The organism is Caballeronia sp. 11_S32 (genome assembly GCF_056930355.1).
This window is the reverse complement of the sequence record NZ_JBXOWH010000003.1, coordinates 2,622,842-2,642,164: the sequence shown is the minus strand read 5'-3', so window position 1 is coordinate 2,642,164 and position 19,323 is coordinate 2,622,842. Positions and strand designations below refer to the sequence as shown.

The window sequence follows — 19,323 nt, the reverse complement described above, 5'->3', positions numbered from 1 at the left end:
GAATGAAACAGTATCTCGAGCTCGTCCAGACGATTCTCGATACCGGCACATGGCAGGAAAACCGCACGGGCATCCGCACGATCAGCATTCCCGGCGCAATGCTGCGCTTCGACTTGCAGCAGGGCTTCCCCGCGGTGACGACGAAGAAGCTCGCGTTCAAGTCGGCGATCGGCGAGCTGGTCGGCTTTCTGCGCGCGTCGAAGAGCGCGGCGGACTTCCGCGCGCTCGGCTGCAAGGTCTGGGACGCGAACGCGAACGAGAACCCGCAGTGGCTCGAAAATCCCTACAGGCAGGGACCGGACGATCTCGGCGACGTCTACGGCGTGCAGTGGCGCAAATGGCCCGCGTACAAGCTCGTCGACGCCTGCGCGGGCGATCAGATCGCCGACGCCACCAACCGCGGCTATCAGCTCGTGACGAGCTTCGTCGAGAACGGGCGGGAGCAGGTGCTGCTTTACAAGGCGATCGATCAGTTGCGCCAGTGCCTCGATACGATCATCGAGCGCCCGACCGACCGTCGCATTCTGTTTCATGCATGGAACCCGGCCAAGCTCGACGAAATCGCGCTGCCCGCGTGCCATCTGCTGTATCAGTTCATCCCGAATGCGGTGACGCGAGAAATCTCGCTGTGTCTGTATATCCGCAGCAACGACGTCGGGCTCGGCACGCCGTTCAATCTGACCGAAGGCGCGGCGCTGCTGCATCTCATCGGCCGGTTGACGGGGTATAAGCCGCGCTGGTTCACGTACTTCATCGGCGATGCGCACATCTACGAGAATCAGCTCGGCATGCTGCACGAGCAGTTGAAGCGCGAGCCGTTGCCGTCGCCGCAGCTCATCATTTCGGACCGCGTGCCGGATTACGCGGTCACGAAGCGCTACGAGCCGGAATGGCTCGAGAAGATCGAGCCGAAGGATTTCGCGCTCGAAGGGTACAAGCATCACGAGCCGCTCACGGCGCCGATGGCGGTGTAGGGCAGGGCTTCCGCTTCACACGTAAAACGCGCGGCTTCGGGCCGCGCGTTTTGCGTTTACGGCTCAGCCGCGATGATGCTCGTTGCCGCCGCCGTGCTGCGGCTGTTGTGCCTGCGGTTGCGGCGATGGCTGCTGTGGCTGCTGACGCGGTTCCTGATGCGGCATCTGCTGCGGCGCCTGACGCGCTTCCTGATGCATCGGCTGACGCGGCGGCTCGGGACGGAATTGCGGCCGCTGCGCTTCCTGCTGCGGTCGCGGTTGCGGCGTCTCGTGACGCGGTTGCGGCGCGGACATCATCGGCGGGCGCGGTTGCTCGGCGCGCGACTGACGGAAGGCCTCGGGCGGCGGCTGATGCGCTTGTGGCGCGGGCGGGGCATGCTGTGCGAACGCGGGCTGCATCGGCATGTTTTGCGGGCCACGGTCCGTGCGAGGCGCGCGGTCCGGGTGTGGCTGCATCGCCATCGGTGTGTGGGGCTGCGCGGGCGCTTGCGTCTGGGGAGTCGGCGCGCCGTGCTCGAAATGCGGTGCGTTGCCGGCTTGCTGCGGATGCGGCGCCATCGCCGCCTGCGCCTGCGCTTGATGCGGCGGCATGCGCGCCTCGTTCGCGGCGCCGCGCCCATGCGATGCATCGCCGTGCGGGAAGCGCGGATCGCCACCGAATTGCGCCGCTTGCGGCGGACGCGGCACGCCGTTGCCGTGCGCTTGCATCGGTTGCGTGGGTTGCATCGGTTGCATCGGTCGTATCGGCTGGCCGGCGCCTGGCGTCGTGGCGGCGAAACCCGGCCGTTGCGGCGCGCCGCCCGCGATCACCGACCGCGCGGGTCCATGCGTCGCGACGAGATGCACATCGTCGAAGCGCGCGCCCGGTCCACGCGCATCGCGATCCGGGTGCGCGAACCGGTCATGAAAAGCCGGCGGCGCGACGGGCGCGCGTGTCGCCACGACAGGCCGCCCGAAGCCGCCCTGAGGCGGGCGGTAATCCGCGCGCCGCGCCCCGGGCGCGAAGCTGTCGCGCGTCGGCGCGATGCCCGGCGCGCCCGCGAAGAAACGCGGATTGCGCCAGCGCGACGGATCGACCGCATACGGCTCGTGTCCGACCGGCCGGCCATGCACGAACGTGTTCGCGGGCACGGCGGTCAGCGCATGCGGCGCGCGATAGTTGATATACGTGTTGTTCACGTAGACATTGCGGTTCACGCGCTCGTAGTAGCGCGGGCCCCATCCATCGCGATGAGGACGCCATGCTTCGCGCGGCCCGAGCGGGAACCACGCGACGCCCGCCGCCGCGATTCCCCCGACGGTCAGCGCGACGTTCCATCCTACCGGGCTGCCGCCGTCGCCGACGAACGCGACGAGCGCGGGCGCATAGGCAGGCGGCGCGCTCACGGCCATCGGTCCGGGCACCCAAGCCCACTGCGATCCGACATACGCCCATCGGCCATAGTGATAGGGCGCGAAACCCCACGGCGCATCGTCGATCCACGTCCAGCCCCACGGGTCCTGCCATGCCCAATGGCCTTGCCGATACGGCGCCCAGTCGGCGGAGACGGAATTCGGCACCCAGACCGGCCCATACGACGGATCGGAGCGCCACGTGCCGTTGGCATCGAGATCCTGATACCCGGGAACCTCGCGCGACACATAGCGTGCGGAGATCGAGCGATCCTCGGCTGCGTCGCGGCTCGCGGCCCATTGGTCGAACGCGTCCGGCGCGCTCGCCGCGTCCGCCGCCGCCTGTTGGAGATTCGTGCCTTCGAAGGTCATCTGCTGGCCGCCGGCGAGCTGCACCGAGCCGCCGTCGCCATACGCGGTGACGCCGCCGCTGCGCACCGTCACGGTGGTCGCGCGGCCATCGGGGGCGACGTCCACGCGCACGTCACCGGGCGTCGTGAGCGCGAGCGCGGCGTTGGGCGTGTCGATTTCGTAGGTCGCGCCGGGCGGCAGGTCGCGCACGTGCGTCGACAGCGTGCCCTGCGAAACCTTGAGCTGCGCGGTGTCGTCGTCGAGCGCGAGAATCGAGAGCGCCGTCTTCGAGCCGAGCCGGACCGCCGTCGAGCCGATATGCAGTTCCGAGCGCGCGTTGTCGTCGTTCCAGAGCTGATCGCCGGTCGTGAGCGGGCGGTTGATCTGCGCGTAGGACCAGTCGGATGCGCCTGCCGGCTCCGTCGTCACGGTGCCCGCCATGTAGTTCAGCCGCGCGATACGCCCGGGCGGATCGCCTTGTTCCGCCGGCGCCATCACGGCGGGCGCCGTCTGCGCGAGCGCCGTCATCCCCGATTCCGCTAAAAGCGCGCACGCGCACAAGGTCGCGGCGGCGATGGTCCTGGTTTTCATTTGTGTTCTCCGGCGGCCGCGCGCGCGCCTGTGCGACGCTGTCGGTCCGCGAGGCCTACCGGATCAATGTATCGCCCGCGCGTGTATCCGTACGATGCCGTTTGTAACCGCGCACAGGCGCGCGTAACAAAGCTTTATCGCGCGGACAGGAAGCCTTCGAAATGCCGATGCCCCGCCGGCGTCACGCGCAGCACGCGGCGCTTCGCCGTGTGCTCGATCCAGCCGCGCGATTCGCAGGCTTCGAGAAACGCCGCGCCGAGCGCGCCGCCCAGGTGCGGCCGGCGCTCGCTCCAGTCGATGCACGTGCACGCGAAGCGCCGCCGCCGCGCGCGCTGCGCCTTCAGGTCGATGCCGAGCTCGGCGAAGGCCCGCGCGCCTTCCGGCGTGGCTTCGAGCGCGGCGGGGCCGTGCGCCAATGCGGGTTCATCGGCGGCGGCGAGCCAGTTGCGCGTGAGCATCTGGTCGAAGATCTGCACGGCCAGCTCGCCCGCGAGATGGTCGTAGCAGGTGCGCGCGAAGCGCATCTCGACAGGCACGGCGGAAGGCGGCCGCTCGGGCGCGCGTTGCGGCGCGCTCGCCCGCGCGAGATTGGCGAGCGCTTCGATGGCCGCGGCGATATCGGGCGTGGCGATACGGTAGTAGCGATGCCGCCCGCTCACTTCGAGCGCGAGCAGCCCGCCTTCCGTGAGACGCGCGAGGTGCCCGCTCGCCGCCGATGGCGACAATCCCGCGATCATCGTCAGTTCGCCGGCGGGACGCGCGGTGCCGTCCATCAGCGACCAGAGCATCGCGGCGCGGCCGGGGTCGGCGATCAGCGCGCCAATGCGCGAAAGTCCGGGGAAATGACGCGCGCGGGAATCGATGTCGTCGAAAGCGGAGTTCATGGCGATGTCCGTATCAGGCGAAGTAGCCGTTCTGCCCACTCTAGCGCGAGTCCGCAACCGATGTTTCACCGCGCGCCGAAATGTCGATGCACGAGGCACGGCGCTAGAATGGCCGCTGGCATTTCGAAGCAGCAGGGAGAACCAGCATGTCCAGACTCTTGATCGCGAGCGTGCTCGGCGCGCTGATGCTTTGCGCGGGCTGCGCGGGCGCGCCGTCCTCATCGGCGGGCGGGGGCGGCAGCATCACGATGTACGGCACGATCGATCAGGGCATCACCGTTCACGACTAGTGCCTTTTTCGCTTCGTATAATCGGCGTCACATGACTCCAACGATGACGCCACCATGAATACGCCGACCTCGTCCCCCATTCCCGCCGTTCCGAAGAGCCGCGCCGAAACCACCTTCCGTTTTCTCGCCGAGCCAACCTCGGTGAACTTCGGCGGCAAGGTGCACGGCGGCGCGCTGATGAAGTGGATCGACGAAACCGCCTACGCGTGCGCCGCCATGTGGTCCGGCCGTTACGCGGTGACCGTGAGCGTCGGCAATATCCGCTTCCGGCGGCCGATTCTCGTCGGCAATCTGGTGGAATTGCGCGCGCGCGTCGTGACGACGGGGCGCACCAGCATGCACATCCACATCTCCGTGCATGCGGGCGATCCGAAAGTCGGCGAGCTGCAGCAGACGACGGATTGTCTGATGGTCTTCGTCGCCGTCGATGAAAAAGGCCAGCCGACGCCCGTGCCGTCCTTCGTGCCGGAGACGGACGAGGAGAAGCGCCTCGCCAAGTACGCGATGGACGTCAAGGATGCGCTCGATGCGATCGTCGAGCTGAAGCCGGAGGAAGTGGCGGCGGGAAAGGTCTGAAGGAACCGTGCCCAATTGGCAAACCCCCTCTCGATGTAGTAACCTTACTACATCGAGAGGGGGTTTCATCATGGCTATCACAACGTTATCCAGCCGCGAACTGAATCAGGATGTGACTCGGGCAAAGAAGGCAACCAAAGACGGTCCGGTGTTCATTACGGACCGTGGCAGGCCGGCTCATGTGCTGTTGAGCATCGAAGAATATCAGCGCCTCGCGGGGCAAAAGCGAAACCTCGTCGACGCGCTTTCAATGCCGGGTCTCGCCGATGCCGACTTTGAGCCTCCGCGTTCACGCGCGCTTCCTCGCGCGGCGGATTTCGAATGATGTTCCTGCTCGATACCAACGTCATTTCCGAACTACGCAAGGCAGGCGACGGCAGAGCGGATGTGAACGTCACGCGCTGGCTGTCAGGCGAAGACGCCGCGAGTTTCTACATCTCAGCGGTGACGCTGTTCGAACTCGAGCTTGGCATCCTGCGCATCGAGCGGCGCGACACAGAACAAGGGGAGCGACTACGCACGTGGATACGCACCCGCGTCGTTCCCGAATTCGCGGAGCGGACCTTGCCGCTCGATTCAAGCGTGGCGCAGCGTTGCGCCAGGTTGCATGTCCCGGATCCGCGCCCTGAGCGGGACGCGTACATCGCTGCCACGGCTCTCGTCCACGGTATGACGGTCGTCACACGGAACGTGGCCGATTTCGCTCCCTGCGGCGTCAGCGTGATCAATCCGTGGGAGGTCTCTCGGTGAGACCTCCCGACTGTTGAACCGGACTCCGAACAGCGGCATGAAGGTTACGTCTTGCCGACCATATCGCCCGGCTTGACCCACTCATCGAACTGCTGCTCGGTCACGTGACCGAGCGCGAGCGCCGATGCCTTCAGCGTGGTGCCTTCCTTGTGCGCCTTCTTCGCGATCTGCGCGGCCTTGTCGTAGCCGATATGCGGATTCAGCGCCGTCACGAGCATCAGCGATTCGTTGAGCAGGCTGTCGATGCGCTTCTCGTTCGGCTCGATGCCCACCGCGCAGTTGTCGTTGAAGCTCTGCGCGCCGTCCGCGAGCAGGCGGATCGATTGCAGCACGTTATGCGCGATCATCGGCCGGAAGACGTTCAGCTCGAAGTTGCCGCTCGCGCCGCCGAAGTTCACCGCGACATCGTTGCCGAAGACCTGGCAGCAGAGCATCGTGACGGCTTCGGATTGCGTCGGATTGACCTTGCCCGGCATGATCGAGCTGCCCGGCTCGTTCTCGGGAATCGACAGTTCGCCTAGCCCGCAGCGCGGTCCGCTCGCGAGCCAGCGGATGTCGTTCGCGATCTTCATCATGCCCGCGGCGATCGTCTTCAGCGCGCCGTGCGCGGCGACGAGCGCGTCGGCGGCGGCCATCACCTCGAACTTGTTCGGCGCTGTTTCGAAGGGCAGGCCGGTGAGCTTGCCGATCGCCGCCGCCACTTTCGCCGCGAAGTCCGGATGCGCGTTCAGTCCGGTGCCGACCGCCGTGCCGCCCTGGGCGAGCTGATAGAGATGCGGCAGCGAAGCCTCCACGTGCCGGATGCCCTGATCGAGCTGCGCGACATAGCCTGAAAACTCCTGCCCGAGCGTGAGCGGCGTCGCGTCCTGCAAGTGCGTGCGGCCGATCTTCACGATCTTGTCGAAGGCCTTTGCCTTCTTGTCGAGCGTGTCGCGCAGCGTCTTCAGCGACGGCACCAGATGCTTGACGATCGAATACGCGACCGCAACGTGCATGGCGGTCGGAAACACGTCGTTCGACGATTGCCCGCGGTTCACATCGTCATTCGGATGCACGAGGCGCTCTTCGCCGCGCTGACCGCCCATGATCTCGCTCGCGCGGTTCGCGATCACCTCGTTCAGGTTCATGTTGGTCTGCGTGCCCGAGCCGGTCTGCCACACGGCGAGCGGGAATTCATCCGGATGCTTGCCGTCGATGATTTCCTCGGCTGCCTGCATGATCGCCTTGGCCTTCTTCGAATCGAGCACCTTCAGCCCTTCGTTCACCTCGGCGGCCGCGTGCTTGATGATCGCGAGCGCCGTGATCAGTTCGGGCGACTGCTTTTCCGTCGAAATCTTGAAATTCTGCAGGGAACGCTGCGTTTGCGCGCCCCAGAGCTTGCCGTTCGGCACGGCGATCTCGCCGAACGTGTCCTTCTCCATCCGTACGTCGCCCTTCGCGTTCTGTGTCATGGCGTGAAGTTCCCTCACGAAGTTGGATCAGAGCTGCTTGTCGACGGGCAGGAGCATGAAGAGGCCCGTCATCACGTTTCGATAAAAACCTGCCTCGGGATCGAAATTGTAGGAGACGAAGCTGCCGTTTTCCTCGGTGGTCCAGACGAGGCCCGACTGCGGCGAGCCCGTGTGCCGCAGTTCCGCGGTGACCGCCGCGCTCGCCAGCTGCACCTGCCAGCTCACCTTCGGCGCGATGCCGTTGGCGAAGAGTTTCGCGGCTTCGTCGGCGATCGGCTTGCTGTGGATCACGAGCGCGAGCTCGGTGTTCAGCTTAGCCGAGCGCGGATCGAGATTCATGGATCCGATCACGAGGATACTCCGATCGATCACATAGGCCTTCGCGTGGAGGCTCGCGCGCGACTTCGAGCCGAACAGACCCGCGCGCGGACTGCTTTCGCCTTCGATCTGAATCGGCTTGAATTCGTACAGCTCGACGCCGCGCTGCAACAGCGGAACGCGATACGGCGCGTAGCCCGCCTGCACCGCGACGGCGTCGGTGGCGGCGAGCGAGTTCGTCAGCACCGCGACGCGCACGCCGCGCTTCGTCAAATCGCCCAGCGCCTTCACGCCCGCATCGTGCGGCACGAAGTACGGCGACAGGATCAGGAACTCGCTCTGCGCATCCTTCAGCAGTTCGACGAGGCGCTGCATAGGCGGGCTTTTGTAGTCGTCGCTCGGATGCTCGATCTTCGATGGCGAATCGACGCGGAACTCCGTCGGCGCCCACACGAGGCCCATTTCCTCGCGCGCGATCTGCTGCGCGAGCGGCGTCGCGTTGAGCGGCTTCGCGTTCAGCGGATCGGCCTGCTGGCGCCAGTGCGCGCGCAGATCGTCGCGGGTCTTGTCGAGCTCGGACGGATCGAACTGCTGCTTGTTCAGCGCGCGCAGCGGATAGGCGAGCGCGCTGTTCCAGTAGTCGTCGAAGCTCGCGGAAATCTTCTGCGTGACGGGGCCGGCGGCGAACACGTCGAGGTCGCGGAATTGCAGCGTCGGGCTCGCGCTGAAGTATTCGTCGCCGAGATTGCGCCCGCCGACGATCGCGATCTGGTTGTCCGCGATCATCGCCTTGTTGTGCATGCGGCGCGTGAAGTGGCTGAGATTCGTGAAGAAGTTCTGCGTGCGCTCGGAGAAGCTGCTCCGCGCGCTGCCATACGGATTGAACACGCGGATCTCGATCTTGTCGTGCGTGTTGAGCGCCGCCATGATCTGGTCGATATCCTTGAAGTTCAGGTCGTCGACGAGCATCCGCACGCGCACGCCGCGATCCGCCGCATAGAGCGCCGCGCCGAGCAGCAGCTTGCCGGTGTTGTCCTCCTCGGCGATGTAGTACTGCATGTCGAGCGTCTTCGTCGCCGCGCGCGCGAGGGCGATGCGGGCCTGAAGCGCATCGGTGCCGGTTGGCAGCAGGCGCACGGCGGATTGATCCGGATGCTGCCTCGCGAGCGGCGCGAGCGCGGTCGCGAGCGGCGTGGCTTCGCTCGCGGGCAGCGCGTGGCTCGCCGGGCGCTCGAAGTCCGTCGCGGGCGGGCGCGTCTCGCAGGCGGCGACGAGCACCGTCATCATCAGGACGACGGCCACATCGCGCACGGCGGCGCTGAATTTTCGTTTTGGCGTGACGCGCTGATCGATGTCCTCGCGGTTTCCGTCACGCCATGCGGCTTGCAAGCATCCCCGGCTTTCCGACACTTCGATTCCTCGTTTTAGTTGTTCCGACTCGCATGTCTGGACACGTTCGGCGGATGACACGATGAAAAGCAAGAAGCGTTCTCGCGTCGTGCGTCTCGAAAATATTCTAGGGGAAATCGAAGAACGACCGGAGGAGGGGACGGTGACGGAGCGAACGGACGAAATGAGGGACGAAATGAGGGACGAAAAAAAGCCCGCTGGCTGAAGCGGGCTGACAACCCCTGTCACAGATGTCTCAAGGAGGAGACGGGTTCATCGTAGCAATGCGCGCCGCGCGGACCAACCAAGCATTCGTGCTATGCATATCGGCGCGGGTGTCGGGTGCATATCACGCGCGCATCAGACGTGGCCGTGCGGCGCGGCGCTCGCGGCTTCCGTGTCGTCGGGCCTCGGGGCGACGCCCGTTTCGATGAACTTCCGGCTGATGCGGTGGAACCGCAGGGTCATCAGCACGGCGACGCTCGCGAGTCCGGCGGCGAGGCCCCACCACAGGCCCTTCGCGCCCAGTTCGAAGTGGAACGCGAGCACGTAGCCCGTGGGAAAGCCGACTCCCCAATAGCCGAACGCGGCGGCGAGCATCGGGATGCGCGTGTCCTTCAGGCCGCGCAGGCAGCCGGAGCCGACCGTCTGCATGCCGTCGACGATCTGGAACACCGCCGCGACGCCGAGCAGCGACGCCGCGAGCGCGACGGTATGCGCGTTGGCGGGATCGTCGAGATTCAGATACAGGCCGACGATCGCGTGCGGCACGGTGATCAGCACGAGCCCCGAGCACATCATGAAGCCGACGCCCAGCGCCAGCGCGACGAAGCCCGCATGGCGCGCCGCGACGGGCACGCCCGCGCCGACCCAGTAGCCGACGCGCACGTTCGCCGCCTGGCCGATGGCGAGCGGCACCATGAACGCGACCGACGCCACGTTGAGCGCGATCTGATGCGCGGCGAGCGGCGCTTCGCCGAGCAGGCCGACCATCATGCCGGTGGCGAGAAAGAGCGTGGATTCGACGCCGTAGGTGATCGCGACCGGCCAGCCAATGCCGAAGAGCTCGCCCATCAGCGGCAGGCGCGGGCGCGCGCGCACGACGAAATGCCTGTAGCGCGGCCGCAGATGCAGCACCGCGACGAGCGCGATCGCGATGCCCCAGACGGTGATCGTGGTCGCCGCCGCCGAGCCGAGAAAGCCTTCGCGCGGCAGGCCGTAGGCGCCGTGGATCAGCCCGTAGTTGAGAAAGCCGTTGACGAACACGCCGCCGATGGAGATCCACAGGAGCCGACGTGCCGCGCCGATCGCGGGCAGGAACGCGCGCATCATCCCGACGCCGATCAGGCTGCCGGGCGTGCCCCAGCGCAGCACCGCGCAATATTCGCCGACGTTCTTCGCAAGCGTCGCCGGCTCGTGGAACGCGAGCAGGATCGGTTCGGCGTAGCTCAGCAGCACGAAGGCGGGCACGGCGAGCAGCAAGGACAGCACGAATCCCGTCCAGTAGATGCTCGGCACGCGCTCGTCGGCGTTCGCGCCGCGCGCATGCGCGACCGACACGGACACCGACGTCAGCACGCCCTGCAGCAGCGTCACCACGACGAAGAAGAGGTTCGCGCCGAGGCCGCCCGCGGCGAGCGCGTCGGGGCCGAGCGAGCCGAGCAGGATGGTGTCGGTGACGCCCATCGCCATCTGCGAAAGCTGCGCGATGGCGAGCGGCGCGGCGAGGCGCGCCGTGTCGACGGCGTGACGCGAGAGGCTCGGCGGTCCTTGATGCGCGCGCGTGGCGCGCGTGACTTGCGGTTGCATGGTCGATCGGGTGGAAACAAAAGGCCGCGCACATGCACGGCCGGACTGGAACGCGAGGGGGCGAAAAGCGGAGCGCGATGCGCAACACGCGCTGACGGAGAACCGACGCTGAAAACCCGGCGCTGAAACCAGAACGAAAGACGTCTAGCTTATTGCGTCGCGCGCGGCGTGTCGATGACGCGTTCTCTTATGAGCGATATTCCGAACCGCGCGGGGCTGCCGAGACGTGCTAGTCGGGCGCGCGCACGTGGATCGTCTGGCCGTCGAGCTTCACCTTCTGGCCCGCGCGGATCTTGCAGGTCTTGCGCGTCTCGACTTGCCCGTCGACGGTGACATCGCCCATCGCGACGCGCGCTTTCGCCGAGCCGCCGCTGTCCGCGAGGCCCATCAGCTTGAGCAGATTGTGAAGTTCGATGAAGTCGCCCGTGAGGGTGAATTTGAGTGGCGGCATGGGACGGGCGAAGCGGGAAAGCGGGAAAAGACCTCAATCATAAACCACCGCGACCGGCGCGCCGCCGCGGTGCCGGGCACGAGCTGTGCTGTTTCCCCGAAAGACCGGTAATCGAAACGCAAGCGAGCGCGTTGGCAAATGTAGCCAGATGAAACCGTCGGTAACAATGACTGGTTTTCGCGAACTCGCCCGATCGACGGCTGGTCCGATGTTTTGATCGATGCAGCTTCGGTCATCTTTTTCCAATCGACAAAAGTCGCGCGGATCGCTCGTTTCACTGCCGTAAGAGCGCCGCCGACGCCAACTAAAGAGAGGACTAACTTATGACTCGCGCACGAATCCTTTTAATCGGTTCCGCCATTGCCACGCTCGCCGCTTCGGGCGCCTACGCGCAAACCACGACGCAGTCCGCGCCGGTGCAGCCGATGCAGCCGCAAACCATGCAGCCGATGCAGGCCGCGCCGGGCACCGCCGCACCGGGGCAAATGCAAGGGCAAATGCAAGGCCAGATGCCCACGCAGGCCCAGCAGCCGGTGACGCCGCCGCAGCAAAACGTCGTCGCGCCCGCGCCAACCGATCCGCTCGTCCAGCGCCGCAACGCGAACGCCGAGGCGAACGCCGAATACAGCGCGTCGAAGAAGGCATCGAAGGCCGAGTTGAAGGCGCAGAACCAGCAGGCCAAGGCGCAATACAAGGAAGAGCTGAAGAACGCGAAGATCAACCGCAAGGCGGACAAGGATGCCGCCAAGGCGGAACTGAACGCGACGGAGCCGGGCACGCCGAAGGACACGGGCCTGCAGCACTGAGCGTGAAGCGCCGTGAGGCTGGCTGACTGTCTCGCGGCATCGGGAAAAAGAGGGAGGACATCATGAATAGAAAAGCCAACGCACTGCTGGCCGCGCTCGTCGCGGGCACGTTCGCGAGCATGAGCGCGGCATCGTTCGCGCAAACGACGAGCGACGCGCCAATGACCCACGCCGACAAGAAGGCCGCGAAGAAGCAGGCCGAAGCCGACAAGGACGCGGCCGTCGCACAGGCCAAGGCCGACAAGAAGAAGACCGAGTCGCAGTCCGAAGCCAACGAAGCCGCCGCCGACGCGAATCTGAAGAACGCGAAGAAGGCGCAGTAACCCGCGCTTCTGCCGCGGTGCGAGCCCGGTTCCCTGCGAGCCGGGCTCGCTGCTTTTTGGGGCCAAAAGCCCTGACGCGCCAAAGACTTGCGCGCGCGGGTTGTATGGATATACAGTGTGCGTCACTCTTTTCCCGCGCTTTCTTCCTCACGTGCTCACGCTTCCCGACACCGCCGACGCCGCTTCCGAATCCACCGCGAAACAGGTCGCCGACTATCTCGCGAAGCTGAACGAGGCGCAGCGTCAGGCTGTCGAATTCGGCGTCGATGAACCCGGCCGCGCGGGCGGGCCGCTTCTCGTGATCGCGGGTGCGGGGTCGGGCAAGACCAATACGCTTGCGCATCGCGTCGCGCATCTGCTGGTGAAGGGCGCGGACCCGCATCGCATTCTGCTGCTCACGTTTTCGCGCCGCGCGGCGCTCGAGATGACACGGCGCGTGTCGCGCATCGCGATGAACGCGCTCGGCACGCGCAGCGCCATCGCACAGGGCCTCACGTGGTCGGGCACGTTTCACAGCGTCGGCGCGCGCCTGCTGCGCGATTACGCCGATCTCGTCGGGCTCGCGCCGTCGTTCACCATCAACGACCGCGAGGATTCCGCCGATCTCATGAACCTCGTGCGGCACGAGCTCGGTTTGTCATCGAAGGAAAAGCGCTTTCCGGCCAAGTCCACGTGCTTCGCGATCTACTCGCGCGTCGTGAATACGGGCGCGTCGCTGGCGACCGTGCTCGACCAGTCGTATCCGTGGTGCCGCGAATGGGAAGCCGATCTGAAGCGCCTCTTCGCCGCGTACGTCGCCGCGAAACAGGCGCAAAGCGTGCTCGACTACGACGACCTGCTGCTCTACTGGTCGCATCTCGCGGCTGAGCCGTCGGTCGCGGCGGATCTCGCGAGCCGCTTCGATCACGTCCTCGTCGATGAATACCAGGACACCAACCGCCTGCAGGCGTCCATCCTGCTCGCGATGAAGCCGGACGGGCGCGGCCTCACCGTCGTCGGCGACGATGCGCAGTCCATCTATTCGTTCCGCGGCGCGACGGTGCGCAACATCCTCGATTTTCCGGGCCATTTCGAGCCGCCCGCCGCCACCGTCACGCTCGATCGCAACTATCGTTCGACGGAGCCGATTCTCGCGGCGTCGAACGCGGTGATCGGGCTCGCGTCCGAGCGCTATACGAAGAACCTCTGGACCGACAAGGCCTCGGCGCAGAAGCCGCGCGTCGTCTCCGTCGCCGATGAAGCCGATCAGGCGCGCTATGTCGTCGAGAAAGTGCTCGAAGCCCGCGAAGGCGGCATGAAGCTCAAGGCGCAGGCGGTGCTCTTTCGCGCCGCGCATCACAGCGCGACGCTCGAAATCGAGCTCACGCGGCGCAACATTCCTTTCGTGAAGTTCGGCGGGCTCAAGTTTCTCGATTCGGTCCATGTGAAGGACGTGCTCGCGGTGCTGCGCTGGGCGGAGAATCCGCGCGATCGCGTCGCGGGCTTTCGGGTCGCGCAGTTGTTGCCCGGCATCGGGCCGGCCATCGCCGGGCGCTTGCTGGATAGCGTGAGCGCGCCTGACGCGGTTGCGCCGAGCGCAATTGCCACGTTCCAGGCCCCGGCGCGCGCGAGCGAAGACTGGCCGCGCTTCGTCGGTCTGATGGCGAAGCTCTGCGGCCGCGAATCGGGCTGGCCAGCGGAGTTCGAGATGATCCGGCGCTGGTACGAGCCGCATCTCGAACGCAATCACGAAGACGCGGCGATCCGCATCGGCGACGTATTGCAGATGGAAAGCATCGCGTCGACGTATCCGACGCGCGAGCGCTTTCTCACCGAACTCACGCTCGATCCGCCCGACGCGACCAGCGACGAATCCGGCGTGCCGATGCTCGACGAAGACTATCTGATTCTTTCGACCATCCATTCGGCGAAGGGCCAGGAATGGCGCAACGTGTTCGTGCTGAACGGCGTGGACGGCTGCATTCCGTCCGATCTCGGTACGGGCAGTGACGAGGAAATCGACGAGGAGCGGCGGCTTTTATATGTTGCGATGACGCGCGCGAAGGAAGACCTGCACATCGTCACGCCGCAGCGTTTCTACGTGCACAACCAGACGCATCTCGGCGACCGGCACGTGTGGGCGCAGCGCACGCGTTTTATTCCGCCTCATCTGATGCAGAACTTCGAAGCAGCCGCGTGGCCGCCGGTGATCGCACCCGCCGCGCCAACAGCGGCGGGGCTCGCGGCGGCCGCGAAAGCGAAGATCGATATCGCGGCGCGCCTGAAGGGAATGTGGGACTGAGAGCGGTCGCGCTCAGCGCTGCGCGCGCGAGGTTCGCGGTGCGCGCGGCGTCGGCGAGAAGATGCTGCGCAGCCACGCGGCGAAGCGCGTGAAGCCGTCGTAAGGCTCTTCGACGAACAGTTCGGGCCGCAGCGCGCGCAGATACTCGAGCACCTGCTGCGCTTCCTGCTTCTGGATCGAGCCATAGAAAATGCCGAGCCGCAGCAGGCAGCGCAATTCGCCGAGCTTCTCGCGCGCGGTCGATCCGATGCTGGCTTCCACCGAAATCTTCGTTTCATATACGCGCTGACGCAGCGAATCGGCGAGACGCCACGCGGGCGTCTGCATCTTCTCTTCGACGTCGCGGATATCCGCCGCCGCCGACTTGATCTGCGAGGCAAGCACGTCCACTTGCGACACGTCGCCCTTCGCCTCGGTGACGATGGCCGTCGCCCATTCGCGCGACGCCCTGACGAGATCCTCGGCGGTCCAGTCGGCGCGGATCGCGAACGCGAAGCCGTGCTCGGCCGCCTGACGGATCAGGATTTCGACGACATCCGGAAACTCCTTGTCGAGCGCGCGCTTCGCCCACGCATACTGGCCGTGCGTGAGCATGCGCTGCACCGCCTGCTCGGTGAGCGGCGTGTTGTTGTCGAGCAGCTTCGCGCGCAGGAAGTCCTCGAACGACGGTGTGACGAATTGTGGATCCAGCTTCAGCGACAGACGCAGAAACGCTTCGAAGTCGCGCTCCAGCGAAGCGATCGTCTCGTCGCGAAGCGAAAGGGTGATTTGACGCATGTTGGTTCCCGGTTCCGCTTCTCGGCTTGCCGATGGCGGGAAATGCTTGCGGCGCCGCTACTCAGGCGGAGTCCATTCGTTTCTGATATCGGCGCGTTTTCCGGGAACTTGAGGTTTCTTCGAGGCTTTTTGAAAGCCGATCGGCAGCGAACCGGCGGGAGACGTTCAGCGCAGCACCACGAACTGCCAGAGAAAAAACACCGCGAGCGACACCGCGATCGTCAAGAGCGGCCGCTTCGTGAGCGCGCAAACGATGATCGCGACGATCGCCGCCACCAGTTGCGGATTGCGCCAGGTGATCTCGGCGCCGTTGCCGTGCGGCGAGACGGTCATCGGCACGATGATCGCGGTGAGCACCGTCACCGGCACGAACGAAAGGGCCGTGCGCACGACGGGCGGAAAGGGCAGGCGCTCGCCCAGCACGAACACGGCGGCGCGGATCGCATACGTGACCACAGCCATGCCGATGATCAACCAGACGTAGTTCATTGCGTGCGCTCCTTCGGATTCTTCAGGCGGTTTTTCTCCTGCGGGCGATTTTCCATCAACGTGAGCGCCATGCCGACCGCGACGCCCACGAGCACGGCCGCGAGCAAGCCGAGCTTGTACGGCCAGCCCTGCCACGCGAACGACAGCACGCCCGAGGCGAGCGCCGCCGCGACGAAGCGCACCGCAACGAGCTGCGGCACGATGATCGCAATGAAGGTCGCGACCATCGCGAAGTCGAGTCCGAGCGATTTCAAGCCGGGGAAGGCCGCGCCGAACAGCAGGCCAATGAGCGTCCACATCTGCCAGTTCAGATACATCGCCACGCCGGAGCCGAAGAAGTAATGCGGACCGGTTTCGCCGGGCGGGCGCTTCTGATAGTGCGCGTAGGCGACCGCGAAGACTTCATCGGTCATGATGCCCGCGAGCGCCCAGCGCCAGCGGCGCGGCAGATGCGCGACATAGGGCGCGAGCGTCGCCGAATACAGCACGTGACGCAGATTGACGACGAGCGTCGTCGCCCAGATGACGGCGAAGCTCGCGTGCGATGCGATCAGCCCGACCGCGATGAACTGCGCGGAACCCGCGAACACCGCGAGCGACATCAGCTGGCCGTGCCAGAGCGTGAGCGGACTTGCGGTGACGAGCGTGCCGAAGATCACGCCGAAGGGCGCGGCACCGACCATCATCGGGATGGTGTCGCGGGCGCCGGCGGCGAATTCGCGCAGCGCATGGCCGGGCGGTTGAGCGGACGGATGCGCGGACGATTGCACGGACGGTTGAGCGGGTGTTGCTTTCAAGATTTCCTCCTATGGAAGCGAGGATACGTAAAACGCCGGTTCGAATGCTTGTACGTTCTTGCGCTTTCGCGTCGCCGGAACGCGGATCAGCGCCAGCGGCCGGGCGGCACGCCGAACGTGCGCTTGAAATGCCGCGTGAAATGGCTCTGGTCGGTGAAGCCGCTCGCCGCCGCTACATCGGTCACGGAGGCGCCCGCGCGCAAAGCAGGCAGCGCGCGCACGATGCGCATCTGGTTGCGCCACGCGTGCGGCGCGAGTCCCGTTTCGCGGGTGAAGAGGCGGGCGGCGTGGAAGGTCGAAAGGCCGACCGTCTGCGCCAGCTCGGCGAGGGTGAGCGGTTCGAGCAGATCGTCGGCGAGGCGGGATTTCATCGTTTCGACGCGGTTGGCATCCGCGGCGAGCGGGGCGATGCCGGGGCGTTCCAGCGCGTGACGGCCGATGAGCGTCGTCACGGCATCGACGAGCGCCGTTTCCGCGGCGAGCGGATCGGGGCCGCTTTCCAGCAGCCGATGCGCGTACACCAGCCGCCGCGCGAGATCGGCGTCGCGGATGATATCGACCGGAAACCACGGCGACGCTGCCGGCCGCGCCGACATCTCACGCGCGAGATCCTCGACGAACGGCACCGGCAGATAGAAAACGCGATAGCGCCAGCCCGCATCGACGGCCCGCGCGCCGGTATGCACTTCGCCGGGATTGATCACCGGCACCGAGCCGGCTTCGGCCACGTGATGCGCGCCGCGATAGTCGTAGCACTCCGCGCCCGCTTCGATCACGGGCACCGTGTAGGCGTCGTGCCAGTGCGGCGAGAACTCGTGATCGTAGTATTCGGCCGTGACCATGTCCGCGTCCGGCACGAGCGGCGAGCGCCAGTAGCGTGCGGCATTGCGGAAACGGGCGGCGTTCATGGCGGAAGAAATCGGCAGCGGGAGGCGGAATCGCACAGTTTACAACTTTGTCGCGTCCCGAGCCGGACAGTTGGACCTCACTTGACCGGTATGGTCGTGCCCGCGGGCACCGGCACGGCGGTCACGCTGTTCTTCGGGCTGCCGGTCGCGATGCGGTCGCTGTAGGTCAGATAGACAAGCGTGTTGCGCTTCGTATCGACGATGCGCACCACATGCAGCGTCTTGAAGATGAATGACATGCCGGCGGAAAAGACATCTGTTTTCTGCTTGAGCGACTGCGCGATCTTGATCGGTCCGACCTGGCGGCATGCGATCGACGCTTCGGTCGGATCTTCCGCGATGCCGAGCGTGCCTTTCACGCCACCCGTGCGCGCCCGCGACACATAGCAGGTCACGCCTTCTACGAGTGGATCGTCATAAGCATCGACGCTCACGCGGTCCGAGCCGGTGAAGCGGAAGTTGGTGTTGACGCTGGCGATTTCCTCCGCGTGCGCGAGTCCCGCGCCGAGGAAAGTAGCGAGCGATGCGGCGAGCGCGAGGACGGAGCGTTTCATCGTCATCCTTCGGAAAAGAGAAAGGGCGTCGTATTGTATCGACGCCCTTGGCTCTTTTGATGCATTGCCGCGCTGCCGGTCAATGAAAGATCAGATACAGGATCACCAGCACGATCACGGGAACGCCGAGCAGCCATCCGAGCAGGTAAGGCATGTTGTCCTCCTTCGCGTGTTGTTGTTGACGGTTCCAGTATCGCGAAGCAGAACGTTGCACGTTAGCGGTGCGCGTCCGAAATCTGTGTAGGCGACGTCCTATTACGACTTTCTTGATGCTTTCAGATTCGTAAGGTGATTCGACTCAAGCGGCACGGCTCTTCTTCGCCGGCCGGTCGCGGTAGAGCGTGCGCACGTAATCGAGATGCGCGCCCGCGCACTCGCGCGCCCGTGCCGGGTCGCGCGCGACGATCGAATCGAAGATCGCGCGATGCTGCGCCATCAGGTTCGCTTCGACCTCGTCGTCGTAATCGACGAGCCGGTGCGACGTCAGCATCGATTCGCGGACCAGTTCGTCGAGTCCGTGCATGACGTGCGTCAACGCGACGTTGTGCGTCGCGTCCGCGATCGCGAGATGGAAGGCCGCGTCCTTCTCCGCGATGCGCGTGCTCTTCTCCGCGACGGCGGTTTGCAGCGCGTCGAACGCGGCCGCGATGCGCGCGAGATCGGCTTCGGTCGCACGCTCGGCAGCGTAGGCGGTGGAGAGCGTTTCGAGGCCGTGGCGCAGTTCGAGCACATCGGCGCTCGCGTCCGGTTGCGCTTCGAGCAGGGCCGCGAGCGGATGCGACACGAGCGGCGCCGTCACATCCGACACGACGAAGCCGCCGCGTCCGGCCGCGCGGATGAAACCATCCGATTCCAGCCGGATCAGCGCCTCGCGCAGCGACGGGCGCGACACGTTCAGCTGTTCGGCCAAATCGCGCTCGGCGGGCAGGCGCTGGCCGGGCAGCAGCGTGCCGTTCGAAATCAGTTCCCGAATCTGCCCGGACACGACATCGGAAAGGCGCACGCGGGCGTAGGAATGCGCATGGACGGGCTGGAAGGTCATCGTTCGACGGCGAATAGGAGGTGAAACCTGAGGATTGCCCCAGTTTGACACGAAACAGGCATCTCTTTAAAGTCTTGGTCAGACCAAGCTTACCAAACGTGCTCGCCATCCTAGCACTCG

General features: G+C 65.7%; 22 protein-coding genes. 9 read left to right on the top strand and 13 right to left on the bottom strand.

Annotated elements, in window-relative coordinates; all coding sequences use genetic code 11:
• Nucleotides 1–2 precede the first annotated feature (2 nt).
• The gene (locus tag AC1Z32_RS24060; RefSeq protein WP_483481192.1) at nucleotides 3–974 is read left to right on the top strand and encodes a thymidylate synthase; all 972 of its coding nucleotides are present in this window, start codon (nucleotides 3–5) and stop codon (nucleotides 972–974) included.
• A gap of 63 nt (nucleotides 975–1,037) precedes the next feature.
• Here AC1Z32_RS24060 and AC1Z32_RS24055 read toward each other — a convergent pair whose 3' ends face one another.
• On the bottom strand, nucleotides 1,038–3,308 hold the full coding sequence (locus tag AC1Z32_RS24055) for a DUF6600 domain-containing protein (RefSeq protein WP_483481190.1): 2,271 nt from the start codon (nucleotides 3,306–3,308) through the stop codon (nucleotides 1,038–1,040).
• A 134-nt stretch (nucleotides 3,309–3,442) separates the two neighbouring features.
• The gene (locus AC1Z32_RS24050) at nucleotides 3,443–4,192 is read right to left on the bottom strand and encodes an ArsR/SmtB family transcription factor (protein WP_483481188.1); all 750 of its coding nucleotides are present in this window, start codon (nucleotides 4,190–4,192) and stop codon (nucleotides 3,443–3,445) included.
• Between the two features lie 146 nt (nucleotides 4,193–4,338).
• Here AC1Z32_RS24050 and AC1Z32_RS24045 point away from each other — a divergent pair, with 146 nt between their 5' ends.
• The 4 genes from AC1Z32_RS24045 (at nucleotide 4,339) to AC1Z32_RS24030 (ending at nucleotide 5,808) form a co-directional block, all read left to right on the top strand.
• Nucleotides 4,339–4,482, top strand: coding sequence for a hypothetical protein (locus tag AC1Z32_RS24045; RefSeq protein ID WP_483481186.1), 144 nt, complete (start codon nucleotides 4,339–4,341; stop codon nucleotides 4,480–4,482).
• Between the two features lie 54 nt (nucleotides 4,483–4,536).
• Nucleotides 4,537–5,058: an acyl-CoA thioesterase gene (locus AC1Z32_RS24040; protein WP_162066090.1), complete on the top strand. Its 522-nt coding sequence runs from the start codon at nucleotides 4,537–4,539 to the stop codon at nucleotides 5,056–5,058.
• A gap of 70 nt (nucleotides 5,059–5,128) precedes the next feature.
• Nucleotides 5,129–5,383 (top strand): type II toxin-antitoxin system Phd/YefM family antitoxin, encoded by a 255-nt coding sequence (locus tag AC1Z32_RS24035; RefSeq protein ID WP_483481184.1) that lies wholly within the window; start codon nucleotides 5,129–5,131, stop codon nucleotides 5,381–5,383.
• The gene (locus AC1Z32_RS24030; RefSeq protein ID WP_483481182.1) at nucleotides 5,380–5,808 is read left to right on the top strand and encodes a PIN domain-containing protein; all 429 of its coding nucleotides are present in this window, start codon (nucleotides 5,380–5,382) and stop codon (nucleotides 5,806–5,808) included. Before AC1Z32_RS24035 ends, AC1Z32_RS24030 begins: the two co-directional genes overlap by 4 nt.
• A 44-nt stretch (nucleotides 5,809–5,852) precedes the next feature.
• Here the strand turns inward: AC1Z32_RS24030 and fumC are convergent, their stop codons facing one another.
• Together fumC and AC1Z32_RS24020 are read right to left on the bottom strand one after the other, a co-directional pair.
• Nucleotides 5,853–7,259: a class II fumarate hydratase gene (gene fumC / locus AC1Z32_RS24025; RefSeq protein WP_483481180.1), complete on the bottom strand. Its 1,407-nt coding sequence runs from the start codon at nucleotides 7,257–7,259 to the stop codon at nucleotides 5,853–5,855.
• Nucleotides 7,260–7,286: 27 nt separating this feature from the next.
• Nucleotides 7,287–8,864, bottom strand: coding sequence for a phospholipase D family protein (locus tag AC1Z32_RS24020; protein ID WP_483481731.1), 1,578 nt, complete (start codon nucleotides 8,862–8,864; stop codon nucleotides 7,287–7,289).
• 184 nt (nucleotides 8,865–9,048) lie between these two features.
• Here AC1Z32_RS24020 and AC1Z32_RS24015 point away from each other — a divergent pair, with 184 nt between their 5' ends.
• Nucleotides 9,049–9,192, top strand: a complete 144-nt coding sequence (locus AC1Z32_RS24015; protein WP_483481178.1) for a hypothetical protein — start codon at nucleotides 9,049–9,051, stop codon at nucleotides 9,190–9,192.
• Nucleotides 9,193–9,326: 134 nt separating this feature from the next.
• Here AC1Z32_RS24015 and AC1Z32_RS24010 read toward each other — a convergent pair whose 3' ends face one another.
• Nucleotides 9,327–10,775 carry an MATE family efflux transporter gene (locus AC1Z32_RS24010; RefSeq protein ID WP_483481176.1) on the bottom strand — a complete coding sequence of 483 codons (1,449 nt, stop codon included), beginning with the start codon at nucleotides 10,773–10,775 and terminating at the stop codon, nucleotides 9,327–9,329.
• Between the two features lie 229 nt (nucleotides 10,776–11,004).
• Entirely contained in the window at nucleotides 11,005–11,226 is a 222-nt protein-coding gene (locus tag AC1Z32_RS24005) for an RNA-binding S4 domain-containing protein (protein ID WP_062606093.1), read from the bottom strand.
• A 323-nt stretch (nucleotides 11,227–11,549) separates the two neighbouring features.
• Between AC1Z32_RS24005 and AC1Z32_RS24000 the strand changes: the two genes are divergently transcribed.
• From AC1Z32_RS24000 to AC1Z32_RS23990, 3 genes are all read left to right on the top strand, one after another.
• Nucleotides 11,550–12,032 (top strand): hypothetical protein, encoded by a 483-nt coding sequence (locus AC1Z32_RS24000; protein ID WP_483481174.1) that lies wholly within the window; start codon nucleotides 11,550–11,552, stop codon nucleotides 12,030–12,032.
• Nucleotides 12,033–12,094: 62 nt separating this feature from the next.
• The gene (locus AC1Z32_RS23995) at nucleotides 12,095–12,355 is read left to right on the top strand and encodes a hypothetical protein (RefSeq protein WP_483481172.1); all 261 of its coding nucleotides are present in this window, start codon (nucleotides 12,095–12,097) and stop codon (nucleotides 12,353–12,355) included.
• Nucleotides 12,356–12,506: 151 nt separating this feature from the next.
• Entirely contained in the window at nucleotides 12,507–14,636 is a 2,130-nt protein-coding gene (locus tag AC1Z32_RS23990) for an ATP-dependent helicase (protein WP_483481730.1), read from the top strand.
• Nucleotides 14,637–14,648: 12 nt separating this feature from the next.
• Here the strand turns inward: AC1Z32_RS23990 and AC1Z32_RS23985 are convergent, their stop codons facing one another.
• The 7 genes from AC1Z32_RS23985 to AC1Z32_RS23955 all read right to left on the bottom strand — a co-directional run bounded on the left by AC1Z32_RS23985 (nucleotide 14,649) and on the right by AC1Z32_RS23955 (nucleotide 19,203).
• On the bottom strand, nucleotides 14,649–15,413 hold the full coding sequence (locus AC1Z32_RS23985; protein WP_483481170.1) for a DUF4088 family protein: 765 nt from the start codon (nucleotides 15,411–15,413) through the stop codon (nucleotides 14,649–14,651).
• A gap of 165 nt (nucleotides 15,414–15,578) precedes the next feature.
• On the bottom strand, nucleotides 15,579–15,902 hold the full coding sequence (locus AC1Z32_RS23980) for an AzlD domain-containing protein (protein ID WP_483481168.1): 324 nt from the start codon (nucleotides 15,900–15,902) through the stop codon (nucleotides 15,579–15,581).
• Nucleotides 15,899–16,588, bottom strand: a complete 690-nt coding sequence (locus tag AC1Z32_RS23975; protein WP_483481729.1) for an AzlC family ABC transporter permease — start codon at nucleotides 16,586–16,588, stop codon at nucleotides 15,899–15,901. The genes AC1Z32_RS23980 and AC1Z32_RS23975 overlap by 4 nt, the downstream gene beginning before the upstream one ends.
• A 197-nt stretch (nucleotides 16,589–16,785) precedes the next feature.
• A complete protein-coding gene (locus AC1Z32_RS23970) occupies nucleotides 16,786–17,607 on the bottom strand; it encodes a helix-turn-helix transcriptional regulator (protein WP_483481166.1) in 822 nt (273 codons plus the stop codon).
• Between the two features lie 77 nt (nucleotides 17,608–17,684).
• The gene (locus AC1Z32_RS23965) at nucleotides 17,685–18,161 is read right to left on the bottom strand and encodes a CreA family protein (RefSeq protein WP_483481164.1); all 477 of its coding nucleotides are present in this window, start codon (nucleotides 18,159–18,161) and stop codon (nucleotides 17,685–17,687) included.
• Nucleotides 18,162–18,240: 79 nt separating this feature from the next.
• Nucleotides 18,241–18,375, bottom strand: a complete 135-nt coding sequence (locus AC1Z32_RS23960) for a hypothetical protein (RefSeq protein ID WP_483481162.1) — start codon at nucleotides 18,373–18,375, stop codon at nucleotides 18,241–18,243.
• Nucleotides 18,376–18,459: 84 nt separating this feature from the next.
• Nucleotides 18,460–19,203: a FadR/GntR family transcriptional regulator gene (locus AC1Z32_RS23955; protein WP_483481160.1), complete on the bottom strand. Its 744-nt coding sequence runs from the start codon at nucleotides 19,201–19,203 to the stop codon at nucleotides 18,460–18,462.
• Nucleotides 19,204–19,323: the final 120 nt, after the last annotated feature.